The sequence below is a fragment of the Marinobacter sp. EVN1 genome (genome assembly GCF_000475375.1).
GTDB lineage: Bacteria > Pseudomonadota > Gammaproteobacteria > Pseudomonadales > Oleiphilaceae > Marinobacter > Marinobacter nauticus.
In genome coordinates this window covers 60,741-75,554 of the sequence record NZ_AXCB01000012.1, presented here as the reverse complement: position 1 = coordinate 75,554, position 14,814 = coordinate 60,741, and the positions used below count along the sequence as shown (strand labels likewise).

The 14,814-nt window shown below is 56.4% G+C and carries 15 protein-coding genes; 7 read left to right on the top strand and 8 right to left on the bottom strand.

The window, feature by feature from the left end:
• Positions 1 to 5: 5 nt before the first annotated feature.
• Both Q674_RS25410 and Q674_RS25405 read right to left on the bottom strand, forming a co-directional pair.
• On the bottom strand, positions 6 to 632 hold the full coding sequence (locus tag Q674_RS25410) for an NAD(P)H-dependent oxidoreductase (protein ID WP_011784577.1): 627 nt from the start codon (positions 630 to 632) through the stop codon (positions 6 to 8).
• 140 nt (positions 633 to 772) lie between these two features.
• A complete protein-coding gene (locus Q674_RS25405) occupies positions 773 to 1,669 on the bottom strand; it encodes a LysR family transcriptional regulator (RefSeq protein WP_023008171.1) in 897 nt (298 codons plus the stop codon).
• 122 nt (positions 1,670 to 1,791) lie between these two features.
• Between Q674_RS25405 and Q674_RS25400 the strand changes: the two genes are divergently transcribed.
• The 3 genes from Q674_RS25400 to Q674_RS25390 all read left to right on the top strand — a co-directional run bounded on the left by Q674_RS25400 (position 1,792) and on the right by Q674_RS25390 (position 3,782).
• A complete protein-coding gene (locus Q674_RS25400; RefSeq protein ID WP_023008170.1) occupies positions 1,792 to 2,706 on the top strand; it encodes a DMT family transporter in 915 nt (304 codons plus the stop codon).
• Between the two features lie 113 nt (positions 2,707 to 2,819).
• On the top strand, positions 2,820 to 3,305 hold the full coding sequence (locus Q674_RS25395; protein ID WP_023008169.1) for a hypothetical protein: 486 nt from the start codon (positions 2,820 to 2,822) through the stop codon (positions 3,303 to 3,305).
• A 69-nt stretch (positions 3,306 to 3,374) separates the two neighbouring features.
• Positions 3,375 to 3,782 (top strand): hypothetical protein, encoded by a 408-nt coding sequence (locus Q674_RS25390; protein WP_011784573.1) that lies wholly within the window; start codon positions 3,375 to 3,377, stop codon positions 3,780 to 3,782.
• A gap of 38 nt (positions 3,783 to 3,820) precedes the next feature.
• Here Q674_RS25390 and Q674_RS41650 read toward each other — a convergent pair whose 3' ends face one another.
• On the bottom strand, positions 3,821 to 3,982 hold the full coding sequence (locus Q674_RS41650) for a CCGSCS motif protein (RefSeq protein ID WP_022992530.1): 162 nt from the start codon (positions 3,980 to 3,982) through the stop codon (positions 3,821 to 3,823).
• Positions 3,983 to 4,234: 252 nt separating this feature from the next.
• On the opposite strand from Q674_RS41650, the gene Q674_RS25385 reads away from it, so the two are divergent.
• The 3 genes from Q674_RS25385 (at position 4,235) to Q674_RS25375 (ending at position 5,821) form a co-directional block, all read left to right on the top strand.
• The gene (locus tag Q674_RS25385; protein WP_023008168.1) at positions 4,235 to 4,924 is read left to right on the top strand and encodes an aspartate/glutamate racemase family protein; all 690 of its coding nucleotides are present in this window, start codon (positions 4,235 to 4,237) and stop codon (positions 4,922 to 4,924) included.
• Positions 4,925 to 4,996: 72 nt separating this feature from the next.
• Entirely contained in the window at positions 4,997 to 5,329 is a 333-nt protein-coding gene (locus Q674_RS25380) for an SMR family transporter (RefSeq protein ID WP_023008167.1), read from the top strand.
• Between the two features lie 6 nt (positions 5,330 to 5,335).
• Positions 5,336 to 5,821: a GNAT family N-acetyltransferase gene (locus Q674_RS25375; RefSeq protein ID WP_011784570.1), complete on the top strand. Its 486-nt coding sequence runs from the start codon at positions 5,336 to 5,338 to the stop codon at positions 5,819 to 5,821.
• A 7-nt stretch (positions 5,822 to 5,828) separates the two neighbouring features.
• Here the strand turns inward: Q674_RS25375 and Q674_RS25370 are convergent, their stop codons facing one another.
• Complete coding sequence (locus Q674_RS25370) at positions 5,829 to 7,883, bottom strand: dehydrogenase (protein ID WP_023008166.1); 2,055 nt, start codon at positions 7,881 to 7,883, stop codon at positions 5,829 to 5,831.
• A 152-nt stretch (positions 7,884 to 8,035) separates the two neighbouring features.
• On the opposite strand from Q674_RS25370, the gene Q674_RS25365 reads away from it, so the two are divergent.
• Positions 8,036 to 9,055 carry a class I fructose-bisphosphate aldolase gene (locus Q674_RS25365; protein WP_023008165.1) on the top strand — a complete coding sequence of 340 codons (1,020 nt, stop codon included), beginning with the start codon at positions 8,036 to 8,038 and terminating at the stop codon, positions 9,053 to 9,055.
• On the opposite strand, the gene Q674_RS25360 is transcribed toward Q674_RS25365, so the two are convergent.
• The 4 genes from Q674_RS25360 to htpG all read right to left on the bottom strand — a co-directional run bounded on the left by Q674_RS25360 (position 9,052) and on the right by htpG (position 14,810).
• Positions 9,052 to 10,029: a tRNA dihydrouridine synthase gene (locus Q674_RS25360; protein WP_023008164.1), complete on the bottom strand. Its 978-nt coding sequence runs from the start codon at positions 10,027 to 10,029 to the stop codon at positions 9,052 to 9,054. The genes Q674_RS25365 and Q674_RS25360 overlap by 4 nt on opposite strands.
• Positions 10,030 to 10,164: 135 nt before the next feature.
• Positions 10,165 to 12,336, bottom strand: coding sequence for a catalase/peroxidase HPI (katG, locus tag Q674_RS25355; protein WP_023008163.1), 2,172 nt, complete (start codon positions 12,334 to 12,336; stop codon positions 10,165 to 10,167).
• A gap of 349 nt (positions 12,337 to 12,685) precedes the next feature.
• Positions 12,686 to 12,904, bottom strand: a complete 219-nt coding sequence (locus Q674_RS25350) for a DUF2835 domain-containing protein (protein ID WP_014421794.1) — start codon at positions 12,902 to 12,904, stop codon at positions 12,686 to 12,688.
• Positions 12,905 to 12,917: 13 nt separating this feature from the next.
• The gene (gene htpG / locus Q674_RS25345; RefSeq protein ID WP_023008161.1) at positions 12,918 to 14,810 is read right to left on the bottom strand and encodes a molecular chaperone HtpG; all 1,893 of its coding nucleotides are present in this window, start codon (positions 14,808 to 14,810) and stop codon (positions 12,918 to 12,920) included.
• Between the last annotated feature and the right edge of the window lie 4 nt (positions 14,811 to 14,814).

Sequence of the window (14,814 nt, the reverse complement as noted above, 5' to 3'; positions counted from 1 at the left end):
TCGATTCAAACACTCAAAACAATATCCTCATAATCAAACCGTACCTTCGGTAACTGCGCCGTGGTGTCCCAGACACTGCGGTACCCCAGCGCCACGATGGCGGTGCTCTCCAGGCCAAGTTCCGGCAGCCCCAGCACTTCGTCGTAGGCTTTATGATCGAAGCCGGTCATGGGGCAGCTGTCGATCTGCATGGTGGCGGCGGCGGTCAGAAGGGTGCCCAGGGCAATGTAGGCTTGCTGATGAGCCCAGGCTTGTTTCTCGGCCGCTGTTTTGCCCGAAAGCGCCTGTTTCATATGTTCCACATACCCGGCAATGTCGCTGGCCGGGACACCGCGGGTCTTCACGAACTGGTCTACGTAGCGATCAACGGTGTGGTCGCCAATCTCTGTCTGGGCCGCGAAAACGATCAGGTGGGAGCACTCCAGCACCTTTTGCTGGCCGAATGAGTGCGCCAGCAATGCCTGCCTCACCCGCCTGCTCTCCACTACTAGGAGCTTGTACGGCTGCAGACCGTATGACGAGGCGCTTTTCCGTGCCGCATCCAATAGAGTTTCGACAGTACGGGTATCAAGCTTTTCCGGTGAAAATTCGCGAACGGCGTAGCGCCAGTCCAGGGCTTGGTGGATATTCATGGTGATGACTCCCTTAGCAGTGACATGTTGCTGACCACTCTAGGGCGCGGTTATCTATCAAAAAACAGAGAATCCTGAAGAATACTTTTTCCAATATAGAAATTGTTGTACCAACACAGTCATCGGGTAATCGTGACCGCTCATTCCCAATACGGCTTCTCACCGAGGTGTTGGTCAATGTGCTCCAGCAACAACCGCACTTTGGTGGGCTGTTTTCGCCCCGGGGGAAACAGCGCGAACACGGTATAGGGCTGGGGTGGGTATTCGGGAAGCAAGGCCACCAGCGCCCCATTATCCAGGTCCTGTTGCACCAGGAAGCGCGGCACCAACCCCACCCCCGCGCCGTTCAGCAGGCTTTGCCGTATGGCCAGACTGCTGTCGGTACGGTAGTTGCCGCTCACGACGACTTCTTCATCGCCCAATGCCCATACCCGGGGCCGGTCATGAAGATTGAACATCAGGCAATTCTGTACGGCCAGGTCGGCGGGTGTGTGAATGGCGGGCGAATGCTCCAGATAGCCCGGCGCAGCACAGACAGTATTCCGGGACTGCCTTAGCGGTTTGGCCAGCAGGCTTGAATCCGCCAGAGTGCTCCGAATGCGAATAGCCATGTCCACACCCTGCTCCACCAGGTCCACCATGCGGTCGCTGAGCTGAAGGTCGATCTCGATCTCCGGATACCGGGCCAGAAAGCTGTCGATGGCCCCGGTAATGTGGGTAAGCCCGAAAGACATGGGAACGTTCAGACGGATCAGGCCACGGGGTTCCGCCTGAAATCCGCGAGCCTCCAGCTCGGCATCTTCAAGTTCATCCAGCAATGCCTGGGTACGCTTCAGAAAAGCCAGACCAGCATCCGTCAGGCTCATGCGGCGGGTGGTACGGTTGATCAGGCGAGTGTCAAGATCTCTCTCCAGAAACGCGATGTGTTTGCTAACGGTGGCTGCGGTGATATCCAGGTCGTCGGCGGCCCGGGTGAAACTGCCCAGTTCTGCCACGCGCCTGAAGATGTTCATTGCGACCAGTTTGTCCGTAGCCATGGCTCGCCCCTCATTATTTCCAATTTGGAAGGAGTATTATTCGAATTAGACTGATTATCAAATCAATCCGAAAGCGCACACTGGTGGTCACCAGACATTTTTCAGACATCGGAGTGCCAGCCATGCTTGCCACCACATCAAGATTCAGCCTTCCCCTCCAGGCCGTACTCTGGGGTTTACTGCTAATCAATGGCTTTCTGATTGCACTAATGCTGGCGCTGGCCAAGGCCGCAACGTCTCTCGGCCTGCCGGCCGTTGCCTACGCCTTCTGGCAAACACTCATTGCGGGCGTCGTGCTGCTGTTATGCACGGGGGAGCGCCGGGCGATTCATCAAGCAAGATTCGCCCGCTATTTTCTGGTCAGCGGCCTGACCGGCATTGCCGTGCCCAACGCCATCGGTTTCTTTCTGGTGACAAAGCTGGGGGCCGGCTACACGGGAATTATGTATGCCCTTCCGCCTATCTTTACCTTCCTGTTAGCGTGGGGCCTGGGGCTGGAAAACCGCAACTGGCTCAAGCTCGCCGGGTTGTCCATCGCGGTGATGGCCTGCGGCTGGATTGTGGTTCAACGCCATGCTGAAATGAGCAACGCCAGTCCACTCTTGTTTGTTCTTGGGCTGGCCATCCCTGTGATGTTGTCTGTGGGGAACGTATATCGCTCTGTGGCCTGGCCAGCAAAAGCCAAACCGATGATTCTTGCGGCCGGTACCCTGCTGGCGTCTGCCCTGGCGCTGGCTCTGTTCGCCGCTATGACAAACACCGAACTGCTTCCATCAGGCACATCGCCTCAGTTGATTGGCATTCTGATGCTGCAGGGGCTACTCACGGCCCTTACCTATCTGGTCGCCTTTGAACTGCAACGGCGCGCAGGCCCGGTATTTTACAGTCAGTTAGGCGCTGTCGCCGCCGTGTTCGGGCTGTTGATCGGCGTCGTCTGGTTCAGGGAGCAGTATTCTGCGGCCATCTGGCTTGGGGTATTTCTGGTGATTCTCGGCTTACGAATCAGCAACCATGCGGCGGCACCTGCTCCATCCTGAACGGAGCATTTTTCAGGCATTCAGGGTTACTCGATCGGCTGGCGTAACTTGCGAAGGAAGTTAAAACAGAATAGCTTGAACACCTCTGGTTAAACCTTGAATGGAGCTCAATCATGCAAAGGATCGCATCACTCAAATTCGGTTTGCTTGGCCTTACAACCCTGTCTTTGCTTCCCGGCATGACCCAGGCCGGCGGCCCGTCTCCCGAACACTTCCTCAATGACAGCGCGATGGTCCTGGAGATTCGCTATTGCGAATGCCAGGCCACAGAGCCGGGCAACGCTCCGACCGAATTACGCCCGGCGTTTCTGGAACAATCGCGCCTTCTGAAAGTTGACGTAGACCCTGAAGACACGGGATTTGTATCTTCACCGGAAATAACATTGGGCTTTGAGCTCAAGGCGCGGCCAGAATCCCCCAGCGACTTCACCTTCAAGTTCGCCGGCCATTACGATCCCGTAAGCCAGAACGTTACCGGTACCGGAGAGGTATTGCTAACGAAGGATCAGTGGCTGAATCTGTTCAGCTCCAGGCATGAGAGAGAAAACAACACGGAATACCGGGATGTTGCGGTAAGGCTAGTTTCCGGAGAGTTGTAAGCCAGTTAGTAGTGTTACACTTGCAACCCGCCATTAAAACCAACTTTAAACGGGTTCCGCGAGACACTCATGGTTAAATCGATCGCTTTGGCGGGGCTTCTTGTCCTGCTCCTGGGGCTGATTATCTTTCAGTACATCATAACCTCGGTGCCCAGCCTGGAACCGCCCATCACGGTAAGTGACGCCCGGCGCGTAGATGACAACAACTCCTTGCTGGTGTCGCTCACCGGAAGCGAAGGCCGGCGTTTCACCCTGGGGCTGCGTGGCGATATAGAAGAGAAACCGGAGGAAGCCGCGCTGTTTTTCATCAGCCGCCCGACCCTGGTGCCCTACGTATACTGGCCAGGGTTCCGCAGTAATGACGAAAAACGGGTTCTGAATTTGCTGACGTCTTGGGAAAAAAACCGAAAGGCGCCTTCTGAAGAGTCAGAACACGCGGCGTATCAGATTTATTCAGTATTAAAGGATCGAAACTAACCCCGGACTCCAGCCCGGGGTTAACTTCAAGCTCCGGTTTACGAACAGGACCCGCAGCAGGTACCGCCCTCGCCGTGCCCACCCTTTTTTGGCTCGTCGTTCTGCGTCTCCGCAATACCACTTGCCTCGACGTGTTCAACGCCATTGCTTTCAGTTTCTGCGTCTTCTTTCTTGAAAATATTCACGAATGACAGGGCCATCTGGATACCTCGGTTTGCTACTGGATTTAACATTCATTTTTTATGCATGTTATTGGGTGGACATCTATTTGGTCAAGCGATTTACACCTCAGGTAACGTCAAATTTGATTCAGGTGCCGGAGCCTCTATACAGCGCTATGCGTAAAACAATACCATCGGGGTTTCCCCAAGACTCAGGGAACTCGACGGAAGCCGCACGGATTCCAGGCAGGCTTGCCTGGTTCAATTATTTCAAAGGAAGAAGCCACTACTATGAAAACCATAGGTCTCATCGGTGGAATGAGCTGGGAATCCACCCAAACCTACTATCAGTTGATCAACCAGAGAGTGCGAGACGAGCTGGGCGGGCTGCACTCAGCGCGACTGGTTCTCTACAGTGTGGATTTTGCCGAGATCGAAGCCCTGCAACATCAGGGGGACTGGGCGGCGACCGGGGAAATTCTTGGTGCAGTCGGAAAGGCGTTGGCCGCGGCAGGGGCCGATTTCATTGTGCTGTGCACGAACACCATGCACAAAGTGGCAGATAGTATTGAGAAGGCTTCTGGCCTGCCCATGCTTCACATCGCCGATGCGACAGCTGATGCGCTTCATCGCGATGGGATCGATTGTGTCGGCCTTCTCGGCACAAAATTCACCATGGAACAGGCGTTCTACAAGGAGCGTCTGGAGAACCGTGGCATCCGGGTTTTAGTGCCGGGTGACGCGCAGAGGGAATTCGTGCATACCGTCATTTATGACGAGCTATGCCGTGGTATTATCCGCCAACCTTCAAAACAGGGCTATCTGCAGGTGCTGGACTCACTGGCCGCACGAGGAGCGCAAGGCGTAATACTGGGTTGTACCGAAATTGGCTTATTGGTGCAGCAGGCTGATACTGCCATTTCGCTTTACGACACCACCCGCATCCACGCGGAGCAAGCCGTGGCGCACGCCTTAGCGTGACCAGCACAGCCGTTTCAGCCACCACAGTTTATTTAGCTCCTCATTCACTTGGTGATGGTTTTAACACGTTCTATGAAAAGCTGGCTGCTTCTTGGTCTGGCCATTGTGGCCGAAGTGATTGCTACCTCGGCACTGAAATCCAGCGACGGATTCACCCGGTTGATGCCGAGCGTTGTGGTCGTGATCGGTTACAGTGTGGCCTTCTATTTTCTGGCGCTGGCTATTAAGGTGATTCCTGTGGGGATAGCCTATGCCGTCTGGGCCGGGCTGGGCATTGTATTAATTTCGCTCATCGGTTGGTTACTGCTCGGTCAAAAGCTGGATTTTCCTGCGGTTGTCGGTATGCTGCTGATTGTAGCCGGCGTATTGGTTATCAACCTGCTTTCCAACACAGGTGCACACTGAACCGACATGAGTACCGTAACTTCGATCACCATTCGTAAATACCGGATTCAGGATCTGAGCCCGGTGGTTCGCCTGTTCACCGATTCCGTGCACGAGCTCACGGCCGGTGCCTACGACGAAACCCAGCGTTATGCCTGGGCTTCACGCACGCCACATCTGGATACCTGGCGCGAACGGCTGGAGTCTCTGGAAACCCTGGTGGCAGAGGAAGGCTCGGATCTCGCCGGTTTCATTTCCTATGAAAAAGACGGCCACATCGACCTGGTGTTCACTGCCCCGAATTATGCTCGTCGCGGCATTGCTTCTGCCCTTTATCACGAGGCAGAGCAGCAGCTCAAAGACCTGGGCGTCACAGAACTCAAGACCGAGGCCAGCGTGGTCGCCCGGCCCTTCTTCGAGCGCCACGGTTTTGAGGTGGTGGATGAACAGCGTGTCACGGTGCGTGGCGCCCAGTTCCTGCGTTATCTGATGCGCAAAAAGCTCGACGCCTGACCTGGAGTCAAACGGGCTCTTCGGCCTCTTCGGCCAGAGTCCGCACCCGCTCAAAGTCCTCGTCGGTAAACACACCATTCACGCCGGATATGGCGGCCAGCTCCATGCCGTGCTTGAGCCCGAGCTTGTAGATCTCCCGCACCTTCTCCCATTCAATATTTCGGCCCAGGGTAAAGTTCTCGAATCTCGCTTCCAGCGCCAGCACAATCGTCTCGGCCAGACAGGCGTAGGCGATGCCCCGGGGCAAGCCGATGTCCTTCATGCGAACGTTTCCGGGTAGCTGGATTTCCCCGGATTCGATTACCAGCACATCTGGCCGCTTGGCCACGTCCTCCGCCGGGATATCCAATGGCCGGGCCACGTCGGTGATCACACAGCCGGGTTTCACCTGCATGATGTCCAGAATGCGTTTACCGGCCCCGGACGTAGCGGTGACCACCATATCCATTTCTGAAAGATCCCGATCCGTGGTGGCAGAGACGTGAACGATGGCCCCAGGAGTTTCCAGTTCGATACTTTCCCTCAGCGCCAGCAACTTGGCTGCCTCCGGGGCCACCATGTAGATTTCGTCCACGGCTTTTGCCAGCAGGCGCGCGCACACGGAACCAATGGCGCCTGTGGCCCCGACCACCATCGCCTTACCCGCCATTTTGCCGCTCTTTCCAATACTCACGCAGCCGACTTTTTTGGCGGCGTCGTGGGCGGCCCAGAGCGCGCCGGAGGCACTGTAGCTGTTACCCGTGGTGATGGGTAACGGTGCTCGTTTGGCCACGGTGATGCCGGCGTCACCCACCACTTTGGTGAACGCACCCAGTCCCATAATCTGGGCCCCGAGTTTCTTGGCCAGCTTTGCCGCCGCCAACAACCGGCTGTAGGTAAACTCCGGGCCGTGGGCCATGATTTCCCTGGGTGTGCCACCTACGGTGATCAACCAACCCTCGGCTTCATCTCCGGTGGGGGATGTGATGCCGCTTACCTTGGAGTAAATGAAAGGCGGTGTGTAAGCGACAGCCTTTTCCACCAGGTTCATCACGGTGGGCGGAGAGACATTGGCAATCCAGTCCAGCGGCGGAGTTTTGGTCAGATACTGCTGAGACAGCGGATGAATCACGAAGGCAAACCGGTTTACCCGCCGATAGCCGTTGGGATATAGAATCCGCGGCTCAATTCCCAGGGTTTGAATAACGTCCAGGAAGTCGTCTGCTCCCAGCTGCTCCGGCGTGCGGGACAAGGCCGCGCTTATCATCGCTTCCATCACATTCACGCCCACGGGCCGGCCTTCCAGCCAGGGACTGTAGTCCACTACCATGGCGACTTTCCGGGAGCGGAACCAGTCCAGGGCAGACTCCGTAACCCGGGAGGTGATCACGGTTTTACCGTCCAGTTCCTTTTCCGAGAAAGCCTCCAGATCCCCCATGGCACCTACAATCACATGGGAATCCTTCACCGACTCATGTAAAGAGCCACGAATAAGCTTTTCGCCCATGCGGTAAATTGGCGTTTTGTGCAGAGCTTCAATGAGCTTGACCGCCGCAGGACGGAAGGTTACCGGAGCAGTAAGCGAGGTATAGGTTTCGAGCTGACGCAGGGAAGTAAGCAATCTCGGTACGCCAAAATCCAGGTAGGGATCGGCAAAAAACAGGTTATCGGTGTGTTCAGACAACGCCTTGGCAATTCGGTAGCCGGCCTGGCCGTTCAGAAACAGTACCCGGGCGTTGTCAAAAAAGTGCCCCAGCTCAGTCTGTGTATGGCGTACCGCCCATTCCTGCAAGATACCCCGGAGGCCGGCACCGGTCGTCATCGGTTTGTCCGGAATACAGGCCTCAAGGCGAGCCGTGTCAGGATGTTCCAGCTGCTCACGGCCCACCTGGTAGTGATCGTGAATCATGCTCAGGCCAATGGCATCGGCCTCCCCGCAAACGGAATCCAGCACCGCCTCGGCACGTTCCAAGTTTCCATCCGTGCCTACCCGAATAATCCGGAATGGCTGTTCCAGAAATGTGGTTTCCAGTTCGTAATCGTATTCCGATGATCCCTGGCTGACACTAACGACCGTTTTCATGGCGGGGGCATCCTTGTTGTTTTGTTATGCAATCAGTTTAGAAGATGGAGCGCTCAGCTGCTTTAGCTCAGATCAAATAGCAGGCACAAAATAACCGGCTAAACTCATGCTGTGTCGAAACCTCAAAACCCAGTCCGATTCAGGGAGGCTCCATGACCACTCAGGAAGAACTTAACGCCACCATTGCCGATCTCGTGCAACCGGGCAAAGGCATTCTGGCCGCAGATGAAAGCTCCCCGACCATTGCCAAACGCTTCAAAGCCGTAGGCGTTGAATCCACGGAAGCCACGCGGCGCGAATACCGCAGCATTATTTTCTCCACGCCCGGACTTGGCGAGCACATCAGTGGCGTGATTCTTTACGAAGAGACACTGGAACAGCTGAGCCTGGAAGACATTGCTATCCCCAAGCTCCTTGCCAGCCAGGGCATCGTGCCCGGCATCAAGGTCGATCAGGGCAAAGGCCCGCTGGTGAATGCCCCGGGGGACGAGATTACCTACGGACTGGATGGCCTGGCAGCCCGGCTTGAACACTACAAGGCCATGGGTGCCCGCTTCGCCAAGTGGCGGGATGTGTTCCATATCTCGGACACTCTGCCCTCGTTCCAGGCCATCAAATCCAACGCCGAGGTGCTGGCCCGCTACGCCGCCGTGTGCCAGTCGATGGGTATTGTGCCGATTGTTGAGCCGGAGGTACTGATTGACGGAAATCACACTATCGAGCGGGCTGCAGAGGTGAGCGAAGACGTATTGCTGGAAGTGTTCAAGGCCCTGCACCGGCACCGGGTGAACCTGGAATGCATGGTACTGAAGCCCAGTATGGTGACACCAGGCAAGGAATCCGGCAAAGCCTCGCCTGAACAGGTTGCCGAAGCAACACTGAGCGTATTCCGGCGAGTGGTGCCGGCGGCCGTCCCGGGGATATTTTTTCTCTCCGGAGGCCAGACACCTGAAGAATCCACCGAGAACCTCAATGCTCTGAACAGCATGGGCTACCATCCCTGGGAGCTGAGTTTCTCCTATGGCCGGGCTCTCCAGGAACCTGCCCAGAAAGCCTGGGCCGGAAAGCTGGAGAATGCCGGGTCGGCACAGGCGGCCATGAAAAAACGGGCCAGACTCAATGGCCTGGCCCGTTCCGGTGATTATCTAGGCTCAATGGAAGCTGATAATTAGGCCGCGTTGGTGTGGCGCTGCGGCAGGTCTAATGGGTGATCCAGGCAGGCCAGCATGGGCGCAACTTCCCGGATTTTACGAGCCTGGGGCCAAAGGGCCTCGGCTTCGGCAAAGCCCTGACGCAGGTAATTGAGCCATTGCTTGATGCGGCCGGTGACGTATTTGTCTTCCAGGCGGATTTGCAAAGCAGCGGCGTATTCCCGCACCAGAACCACGACCTCGGCCCAGCTCATGGGCTCCCGTGTTTCTCCGCTCTGGGAGGCCTTGATCTGGGCCGCCAGGTCTGGCCTGGCGATCAGGCCACGGCCGATCATTACATCGTCGCAGCCGGAGACTTTCCGGCAGCGCCAGTAGTCTTCCACGGTCCAGATTTCGCCGTTGGCGATTACGTGGCTTTTGACCGCTTCGCGTACCTTGGCGATTTCTTCCCAGTAAGCGGGCGGCTTGTAGCCATCTACCTTACTGCGGGCGTGAATGACAATCTCAGAAGCACCGGCCGCTTCCAGAGCCTGGCCACAGGCCACGCCCATGGAACGGTCGTCGTAACCCAATCGCATCTTGGCCGTTACCGGAATATCCGCAGGCACGGCTTTACGAACGGCTGCGGTGATTTCATACATCAGCTCGGGCTCGCGCATCAGCACGCAACCACCTTTGTGTTTGTTCACGGTCTTGGCCGGGCAGCCGAAATTGATGTCCACCTGCCCTGCTCCCAGCTCGGCAGCCTTGGCACCGTGACGGCCCATCATGTCGGCGTTGGAGCCCAGCAGTTGAACGGCCACGGGTGTACCTACTTCTGTGAGCGCACCGTTGTAAAGCTCCGGAGCGTACTTGTAGAAAATCCGGGGCGGCAGCATGCCGTGGGTCACGCGAATAAATTCCGTCACGCACCGGTCAATCCCACCGACCTTGGTCAGGGTTTCACGAATGGGTGCGTCGACCAGCCCTTCCATCGGGGCAAGGATGATTCGCATGAAGGCTCCAGAAACTGAGAGAAGTGAATCAGAATACGGCTGATCAAAAATCAGGCGGAGCGGATTGTAAGGAATTCGGGGGGAAATAGGTAGCCGGGCATCCCGAAACAGGACGCCCGGCTAATCACTGCAGGTTTACTTCTTCACGTCGAAGCGGTCGTTGTTCATCACCTTGGTCCAGGCGGCAACGAAGTCGTTCACGAACTTCTCCTGATTGTCGTCCTGAGCGTACACCTCGGCGTATGAACGCAGGATGGAGTTAGAGCCAAACACCAGGTCTACACGGGAAGCCGTCCACTTGGTGCTACCACTCTTGCGATCCACGATGTCGTAGACATTGCTGCCCTTCGGCACCCAACGGTACGCCATGTCGGTCAGGTTCACGAAGAAGTCGTTGGTGAGCTGGCCTTCGCGATCGGTGAACACACCGTGCTTGGTGCCACCATGGTTGGTACCCAGTACGCGCATACCACCGACCAGTACCGTCATTTCCGGTGCGGTCAGGCCCATCAGCTGCGCCCGATCCAGCAGCATTTCTTCCGGTTTGACCACGTATTCCTTCTTCTGCCAGTTACGGAAGCCATCCGCCAGCGGCTCCAGCGGCTCAAAAGATTCCGCATCCGTCATCTCATCGGTGGCATCGCCACGACCTTTCAGGAAAGGCACGTGTACCGGATAACCTGCCGCTCTGGCAGCCTTTTCGATACCCAGATTACCGCCAAGCACAATGACATCGGCAATGCTGGCACCGGTATCAGCGGAGATCTTTTCGTAAACCTTCAGCACCTTGGCCAGACGCTGGGGCTCGTTGCCTTCCCAGTCTTTCTGGGGGGCCAGGCGAATACGGGCACCATTGGCACCACCGCGCATGTCAGAGCCACGGAAAGTACGGGCGCTGTCCCAGGCCGTTGTGATCAGCTCGTTAAGGGTCAGGCCGGCTTCGTCAATCTTCTCTTTAACCACTTCCTCGATATAGCTGGTCTCTCCCTGGGGAATAGGATCCTGCCAGATCAGATCTTCGGCCGGCACATCCGGGCCGATGTAACGGGACTTCGGCCCCATATCCCGGTGGGTCAGCTTGAACCAGGCGCGGGCGAAGCAGTCCTTGAAGTACTCCGGGTCCTTCATGAACTTTTCACAGATCGGCCGGAAAGTCGGGTGCATCTTCATGGCCATATCCGCATCGGTCATGATCGGATTGTGGCGTTTGGAAGGATCCGTGGCGTCTACCGGCTTGTGCTCTTCCTTGATATCAATCGGTTCCCACTGATTGGCACCGGCCGGGCTCTTTCTCAGCTCCCACTCATAGCCAAACAGCAACTCGAAGTAACCCATGTCAAACTGGGTTGGGTTCGTGGTCCAGGCACCTTCAATACCAGAAGTGATGGCGTTAGCCGCTTTTCCACCCATATTCGGGTTGTGCCAGCCAAGGCCCTGCTCGTGCACGTCGGCACCTTCAGGCTCGGGGCCAAGTGCCTCGGCGTCACCATTACCGTGGGTTTTACCAACGGTGTGCCCGCCTGCCGTCAGGGCGGCGGTTTCTTCCGCATTCATCGCCATACGGGCGAACGTTTCCAGCACCTGGTCGCCGGATTTGATCGGATCGGATACACCGTTAACACCCTCAGGGTTCACGTAAATCAGACCCATCTGCACCGCTGCCAGAGGGTTTTCCATGGTGTCTGGCTTTTCTACGTTGTCATAACGTTCGTCGGACGGTGCCAGCCACTCCTTCTCTGCACCCCAGTAGATGTCTTTCTCAGGGTGCCAGATGTCTGCACGGCCGTACGAGAAACCGAAAGTCTTGAAGCCCATGGATTCATAGGCAACGTTGCCGGCCAAAATAAACAGATCGGCCCAACTAACCTTGTTGCCATACTTTTTCTTCAGCGGCCAAAGCAGGCGACGGGCCTTGTCCAGGTTGCCGTTATCAGGCCAGGAATTCAGCGGAGCGAAACGCTGGTTACCGGTACCACCGCCGCCACGACCATCGGCCAGTCGGTAGGTACCCGCTGCGTGCCAGGCAAGCCGGATCATCAAACCACCGTAATGCCCCCAGTCTGCCGGCCACCAATCCTGGCTGTTGATCATCAAATCGTGCATGTCCTTTTCGAGGGCTTCGTAGTCGAGCTTTTTGACCTCTTCGCGATAATCGAAGTCTTCCCCCATGGGGTTGGTCTTGTGGTCGTGCTGGTGCAGGATGTCCAGGTTCAGGGCCTCGGGCCACCAGTTGGTATTGTCCTGAGCGTGGGCGGTACTGCCGCCGTGCATAACCGGGCACTTACCACCAGAATTGGTCTCACTCATCGTACTCTCCTGCTTCTGCGTCATTGGCAAAAAGGCGATTCATATTCAAGAGCAACTATCAATATAGATCATCCACGGTTGGCTGCTTGAATGTTTCCTACCGCCAGAATAGTTAAGGGCTATCGTTTTTCCCGCTGCACTGGGAACCTGTAACTCACTGGGCAATCGCATAATTCCCGCAGTAATCGGCCAGAATTCCCAGGAAGTCACGCCACGCAACCGGTGTGAGATAGGAAAACGCTGACATTGGGTAACTCCTGTGTTAACGAGAACACCATTACCTTACCGCCGACGCTATTAAGAGGAACAATTAATTAAAAATAAATTTGCGAGAGTTTTTGTTTATCGATTAAAGGCGCTCGATAGAGGTGAACTTTCCGGCATCGTCAAACAGGATGCGAAAGCTGCCGCGTACGCCGTCATTGAGGAAAAAACGGGAGAGAATACGGGCCGGGAACCGGACAGAACGTCCGTCCCGGGCCCTGGTGTGAACATCGGTGGCCACGCCCTGATAGAGCTTGATCCACTCATCAGGGCTGATACTGATGTCCACAATGATCTGCTGCATTGGCGCGTCTGTCTCAGTTGGCCAGTTCAAGCAACAGTCGGTTCAGGCGGCTAACATAGGCGCCAGGGTCTTTCAGCTGTTCACCACTGGCCAGGGTGGCCTGGTCGAACAGAACGGCAGACAGCTCCCTGAAGCGCTCTTCGCCCTGCTCGGCTTCGAGTCGCTGAACCAGCGGATGATCCACGTTGATTTCAAAGATCGGCTTGCTCTCCGGCACTTTCTGGCCGGCGGCTTCCATGATCTTCTTCATCTGGGCCCCCATATCGAACTGGCCCACCACCAGGCATGCCGGTGAATCGGTCAGGCGATTGGTTACCCGTACTTCCTGCACCTGATCTTCCAGAGCGGTCTTGATGCGCTCCAGCAGATCCTTGTGCTCTTTTGCGGCTTCTTCCTGGTGCTTCTTGTCTTCCTCGGTTTCCACTTCACCCAGGTCGAGATTACCACGGGCCACGTCCTGGAACTGCTTGCCGTCGTATTCGCTCAGATAGCCCATCATCCATTCGTCGATGCGGTCAGAGAGGATGAGTACCTCGATCCCCTTCTTGCGGAATACTTCCAGGTGCGGGCTGCTCTTGGCGGCGGCAAAGTTGTCGCCGGTGATGTAGTAGATCTTGTTCTGGCCTTCCTTCATCCGGCTGATGTAATCATCCAGAGACACGTTCTGAGTGGCTTCGCCGGTATGGGTGGTGGCAAAGCGCAGCAGGCCAGCGATTTTTTCGCGGTTGCTGAAGTCCTCTGCCGGACCTTCTTTCAGCACAGTGCCGAACTCATCCCAGAAGCCCTGGTACTCATCGCTGTCTTTCTTGGCCAGCTTGGACAGCATGTCCAGCACCCGCTTGGTCATGGCGGTGCGGATGCTCTCCACGGTGCTGTCGTTCTGCAGGATTTCCCGCGATACGTTCAGGGACAGATCGTTGGAATCGATCACGCCCTTGGCGAACCGCAGGTACAGCGGCAGGAACTGCTCGGCGTCGTCCATGATGAACACGCGCTGCACGTACAGTTTCAGGCCACGGGGCGCTTCCCGGTTGTACAGGTCGAACGGCGCGCGCTTGGGGATGTACAGCAGGCTGGTGTAGTCCAGCTTGCCTTCTACCTTATTGTGGGACCAGGTCAGCGGGTCTTCAAAATCGTGGGCGATGTGTTTGTAGAACTCCTTGTACTCTTCGTCTTTGATCTCAGTACGAGGCAATGTCCACAGGGCGGTGGCATCGTTTACCGTCTCTTCTTCGCCCTTCTTGTCCTCCTCCTCGGATTCGGACTTCATCACCACCGGGAACGAAATGTGATCAGAATACTTTTTCACCAGGCTGCGCAGTTTCCAGCCATCGGCAAACTCTTTATCCTCGGCTTTCAGGTGCAGCACGATTTCGGTACCACGCTGCTCACGTGTCGCCGGCTCGATGGTGAACTCGCCATCACCCTTGGATTCCCAGTGCACGCCATTGTCGGCCGACTCACCCGCCTTGCGGGTGAACACTTCCACTTTGTCCGCCACGATGAACGCGGAGTAGAAACCAACACCGAACTGACCGATCAGCTTGCTGTCTTTTTTCTCGTCGCCAGACAGTTGCTTGAGGAACTCGGCGGTGCCGGACTTGGCGATGGTGCCCAGGTTGGCGATCACATCGTCACGGGTCATACCGATGCCGTTGTCGGCGATGGTGATGGTGCCGGCATCTTTATCGTAATCCAGGCGAATCTTGAGATCCGAATCGCCTTCAAACAGCTTGTCGTCTTTCAGGGCAGCGAAGCGCAGTTTGTCTTCGGCGTCTGAGGCGTTAGAGATAAGCTCACGAAGGAAGATCTCTTTGTTCGAGTACAGAGAGTGGATCATCAGGTGAAGCAGTTGCTTCACTTCAGTCTGGAATCCCAGGGTCTCTTTGTTGGCTTCTACCGTCATGGCT

Bases quoted from the DNA above. Each gene is read 5' to 3' on its own strand.
- htpG (WP_023008161.1), bottom strand. From the start codon at position 14,810: ATGACGGTAGAAGCCAACAAAGAGACCCTGGGATTCCAGACTGAAGTG.
- Q674_RS25370 (WP_023008166.1), bottom strand. From the start codon at position 7,883: ATGAAAACGGTCGTTAGTGTCAGCCAGGGATCATCGGAATACGATTAC.
- Q674_RS25405 (WP_023008171.1), bottom strand. From the start codon at position 1,669: ATGGCTACGGACAAACTGGTCGCAATGAACATCTTCAGGCGCGTGGCA.
- Q674_RS25350 (WP_014421794.1), bottom strand. From the start codon at position 12,904: ATGCAGCAGATCATTGTGGACATCAGTATCAGCCCTGATGAGTGGATC.
- Q674_RS25410 (WP_011784577.1), bottom strand. From the start codon at position 632: ATGAATATCCACCAAGCCCTGGACTGGCGCTACGCCGTTCGCGAATTT.
- Q674_RS25395 (WP_023008169.1), top strand. From the start codon at position 2,820: ATGCAAAGGATCGCATCACTCAAATTCGGTTTGCTTGGCCTTACAACC.
- Q674_RS25360 (WP_023008164.1), bottom strand. From the start codon at position 10,029: ATGCGAATCATCCTTGCCCCGATGGAAGGGCTGGTCGACGCACCCATT.
- Q674_RS25385 (WP_023008168.1), top strand. From the start codon at position 4,235: ATGAAAACCATAGGTCTCATCGGTGGAATGAGCTGGGAATCCACCCAA.
- Q674_RS25380 (WP_023008167.1), top strand. From the start codon at position 4,997: ATGAAAAGCTGGCTGCTTCTTGGTCTGGCCATTGTGGCCGAAGTGATT.
- Q674_RS25400 (WP_023008170.1), top strand. From the start codon at position 1,792: ATGCTTGCCACCACATCAAGATTCAGCCTTCCCCTCCAGGCCGTACTC.
- Q674_RS41650 (WP_022992530.1), bottom strand. From the start codon at position 3,982: ATGGCCCTGTCATTCGTGAATATTTTCAAGAAAGAAGACGCAGAAACT.
- Q674_RS25365 (WP_023008165.1), top strand. From the start codon at position 8,036: ATGACCACTCAGGAAGAACTTAACGCCACCATTGCCGATCTCGTGCAA.
- Q674_RS25375 (WP_011784570.1), top strand. From the start codon at position 5,336: ATGAGTACCGTAACTTCGATCACCATTCGTAAATACCGGATTCAGGAT.
- katG (WP_023008163.1), bottom strand. From the start codon at position 12,336: ATGAGTGAGACCAATTCTGGTGGTAAGTGCCCGGTTATGCACGGCGGC.
- Q674_RS25390 (WP_011784573.1), top strand. From the start codon at position 3,375: ATGGTTAAATCGATCGCTTTGGCGGGGCTTCTTGTCCTGCTCCTGGGG.